1 protein-coding gene is annotated in these 1,875 nt (G+C 73.1%); it reads left to right on the forward strand.

Annotated elements, in window-relative coordinates; genetic code table 11:
- Positions 1 to 1,875, forward strand: a 1,875-nt coding sequence (locus tag GTP90_RS35590) for an SPM autocatalytic domain-containing protein (protein ID WP_503826780.1), incomplete at both ends; no start/stop codon positions are given.

Here is a 1,875-nt window from a genome sequence, read left to right on the forward strand (position 1 = left end):
GCAGCGCCGCGCTTGGCGCGCTGAGCACCGCGGCGCTGGCCGGCTTGTCCGGCGACGACCTTGGCGCGCTCGGCTCGGCCCAGGTGGCCGGCCTGACGACGGCCCAGGTGGCCTCGTTGCGCAGCGCCCAGATCGACGGCCTGGGCACGCAACAGGTCGCCGCGTTCAACTCGGCGCAGATCCGCGCGCTGGCGTCGCAGCAGCTGGCGCGCCTGTCGGTGGACGACGTGGCCGCGATCCGCTCGGCCAACCTGAGCGCGCTGAGCACGTCGGCGCTGGCCGGGCTGACGGCCGCGCAAATGACCGTGCTGGGCAATGATCCGCAGCTGGTCTCCTTGCTGAGCACGGCGCAGATCGCCGCCCTGCGCAGCACCGCGCTGCAGGGCCTGAGCGCGGCGCAGGCGGTGGCGCTGACCACGGCCCAGGCCGCGACGCTGAGCAGCGCCCAGCTGAGCGGCCTGCAATTGACCGTGGTGGCGGCGCTGGAAACGGCCGACGTCGCCGCGCTGAAGACCTCGACCATCGCCGGCCTCAAGACCCAGCAGGTGCTGGCGTTGACGGCCGGCCAGCTGGGGGCGCTGAACACGGCCCAGGTGGCCGCGCTCAACAGCACGCAGCTGAGCATCCTGAACGCCGGCCAGGTGGCGGCGCTGACCACGGCCGATCTGGCCGCGATCAATCCGCTGCTGTTCAACGCCGTCGCGCGCGAGGCCAATCTGCTGGCGAACCTGAGCATCGCCCAGCTGCGCGCGCTGACCACGGCGCAGTTCGCCGCGCTGGGGTCGTCCACCATGTCGCAGATCCAGGCCAGCGCGCTGGGCATGCTGACCACCGCCGGCATCGCCGCGCTCAGCACGGCCGCGATCGGCGCGCTGAGCGACGACCAGCTGCTGGCGCTGGACACCGCCCAGATCGCCGCGCTGACCGTGGCGCAGGTGGCGGCCCTGCGGCCGAGCGCGGCCACTACGGACCAGTTCACCTCGGCCCAGATCGTGGCGCTGTCGTCGGCCCAGCTGGGCGCGATGAGCCTCGCCCTGATCGCCGACCTGACCGGGGCCAACCTGGCCGCCATCGAGACCCGCGACATCCGCGGCCTGAGCACGCGCCAGATCGTCGCGCTGACGCCGGCGCAGATGCAGGCCATGCTGCCGGCCCAGCTGACGGCGCTGAGCACGACGCAGACCCGCGCGATGAGCTCGGCCCAATACAACGACATGAGCACCGCGCAGAAGGCCGCCTTCACCCCGGCCCAGCTGCTCACGATGCCGTACGTCACGCCGCTGGTGTTGGACCTGGACGGCAACGGCGTCACCACGCTGGGGCTGGACGCGGGCGTGCGGTTCGACCTGGCGGCCAGCGGGCAGCAGCGCGCCACCGGCTGGGTCGGCCATGGCGACGGCTTGCTGGCGCTGGACCGCAACCACAACGGCGTCATCGACGACGGCAGCGAACTGTTCGGCTCGGCCACCAGGCTGGCCGGCGGCGGCACCGCCGACAACGGCTACCAGGCGCTGGCCGAACTCGACAGCAATCACGACGGCGCGGTCAACGCGCTCGACGCCGGCTACGGCGACCTGCGCGTGTGGGTCGACGCCAATGCCGACGGCGTCAGCCAGGCGGGCGAGCTCAAGACGCTGGCCGAGCTGCGCATCACCAGCCTGAACCTGGACGTGCGGCGGGGCGGCGCGGTCGACCACGGCAACATCGTCGGCCTGACCTCCAGCTACACCACCGCCGACGGCCAGCAGCACGCGGCCGCCGACGTCTGGTTCCAGCAGGGCGTCAGCGCCCAGGTCAGCGGCCTGGCGCAAGCCTTGTCCGCGTTTGGCGCCGGCGCGCAGCAGCCGCAGCAGCAGCCGGCCGGCCTCGGCCAGC

It is taken from the genome of Duganella vulcania (assembly GCF_009857655.1).
Taxonomy (GTDB): Bacteria; Pseudomonadota; Gammaproteobacteria; order Burkholderiales; family Burkholderiaceae_D; genus Rugamonas; species Rugamonas vulcania.